This window comes from Mesorhizobium sp. M7A.F.Ca.CA.001.10.2.1 (assembly GCF_003998575.1).
GTDB lineage: Bacteria > Pseudomonadota > Alphaproteobacteria > Rhizobiales > Rhizobiaceae > Mesorhizobium.
Window position 1 is genome coordinate 1 of sequence record NZ_RZQY01000890.1, and the last position, 1912, is coordinate 1912.

Annotated in this window: 2 protein-coding genes and 1 pseudogene; all 3 read left to right on the top strand. The window is 63.6% G+C overall.

Annotation, left to right across the window (positions count from 1 at the left end; translation table 11 throughout):
• Positions 1–27 precede the first annotated feature (27 nt).
• Positions 28–672: an alpha/beta fold hydrolase gene (locus EN964_RS33100; RefSeq protein WP_127269167.1), complete on the top strand. Its 645-nt coding sequence runs from the start codon at positions 28–30 to the stop codon at positions 670–672.
• A gap of 4 nt (positions 673–676) precedes the next feature.
• Entirely contained in the window at positions 677–1447 is a 771-nt protein-coding gene (locus EN964_RS33105) for an exodeoxyribonuclease III (RefSeq protein ID WP_127269168.1), read from the top strand.
• 193 nt (positions 1448–1640) lie between these two features.
• Positions 1641–1912: pseudogene (locus EN964_RS33110) on the top strand (hypothetical protein); the annotation flags it as partial.

Consider the following 1912-nt stretch of genomic DNA (forward strand, 5'->3'; position numbering starts at 1 on the left):
CGTCGCCGTCGCGCCGGACATCACAGCATGACCCACTTCCTCTTCGACGGTCCCGACACCGCGCCCACCACCATCCTGCTTGCCCATGGTGCGGGCGCGTCGATGGATTCGCCTTCGATGACCGCCACCGCCAAGGCGCTGGCCGCGGCCGGCTTACAGGTCGCGCGCTTTGAATTCCACTACATGGCTGCCCGCCGCTACGGCCACCGCAAACCGCCGCCGCGGGCCGAGACGGTAAATCCGGAATATATCAAGGCGACAGCCGACCTCAGGGCAAAGGGCGTGACGGGACCGCTGATCATCGGCGGCAAGTCGATGGGCGGGCGCGTCGCCTCCATGGTCGCCGACGAGATGTTTGCCAAGGGCGAGATTTCAGGGCTGGTCTGCCTCGGCTATCCCTTCCATCCGCCGGCCAAGCCCGAGCAATTGCGCACCAAACACCTTGCCGATCTGAAGACGCCGACGCTGATCTTCCAAGGTACCCGCGACGAGTTCGGCACCAGGGACGAGGTTGCGACTTATGACCTTTCCGATCGCATCGAGGTCATCTGGCTGGAGGACGGCGACCACGATCTCAAGCCTCGCAAGAGCATCTCGGGATTTTCGGCGGCCGACCATCTGAAGATGCTGGCCGAGACGGTCAAGGCGTGGTCGGGTCGGATCGCTTCCTGAAGCGATGAAGATCGCCTCCTTCAACATCAACAACATCAACAGCCGGCTTGAAAACCTGCTGGGATGGCTGGCTGTGGCAAAGCCCGATGTCGCCTGCCTGCAGGAGCTGAAGGCGCGCGACATGCAGTTTCCACGCTCGGCATTGGCGGCGGCCGGCTATGGCGCGGTGTGGAAGGGCGAGCCGACGTGGAACGGTGTTGCCATCCTGGCACGGGGCGCCGAGCCAGTGCTGACCCGCGATGCCTTGCCCGGCGATGATGCCGACAGGCAGAGCCGTTATATCGAGGCGGCGGTGAACGGCATCATCGTCGCTTGTCTCTATGCGCCGAACGGCAATCCTCAGCCCGGTCCGAAATTCGCCTACAAGCTCGCCTGGCACGCGCGGCTGGAGGTGCATGCCGAACAGTTGCTCGACACCGGCCTGCCGGTGGTGCTGGCCGGCGACTACAACATCGTGCCCGAGCCGCGCGATATCTACGCCACCCGCTCCTATGACGACAACGCGCTGGTGCAGCCGGAAAGCCGGGCGTCGTTCCAGCGCCTGCTCGACCAGGGTTGGCTTGATGCCCTGCGCAAGAAGCATCCGAAGGAAACGCTTTACACATTCTGGGACTATCGCCGCAACCGCTGGCCGCGCGATGCCGGCCTCCGGCTCGATCACATCCTGCTGTCGAAGAAACTGGCACGCCGCCTGACCGCCGCCGGCATCGACCGCGACGTGCGCGGCGAGGACGGCGCCAGCGACCATGCGCCGGTGTGGGTGGAATTGAAGTAGGCGACTGCTTTCATTGCGTCGCGCTTGAACGGGTCCCTGCAACGCGCTTAAAGTCCTTTGTCTTGATGCAAGTTGCTGTCCCAATCCGGGTTCGCTTTTGGCCGACATGCAATAACCCTGTCGGCAAAGTACTCCAACGCAGCCGGATCGCCCGTGAACGCAACCCCCCACGAGATTTGTGAATCGAGGCTCCATGCCTGACTTGGGCGCTGTCGAGATACTGGCCGCTGCCATTGTGGTGCTTGCGGCTGCTGTCATGTCCTGGCTGCTGTGGCGGAAGCGCAGCCGCCGCAAGGGACGGCGGCAGACCAATCCGGCTGCCGACTATGCCGTCCGTACCGAATGGAACGCCGGCGGGGGTATGCTCAATTACTCATCCTTCGTCTATTTCGATGTCGATCGCGACGGCAAATACGGCGCCGGAGACCGGCCGATGGCCGGGATCATGGTGCGGCTGTATGACGA

Bases quoted from the DNA above. Each gene is read 5' to 3' on its own strand.
- EN964_RS33100 (WP_127269167.1), top strand. From the start codon at position 28: ATGACCCACTTCCTCTTCGACGGTCCCGACACCGCGCCCACCACCATC.
- EN964_RS33105 (WP_127269168.1), top strand. From the start codon at position 677: ATGAAGATCGCCTCCTTCAACATCAACAACATCAACAGCCGGCTTGAA.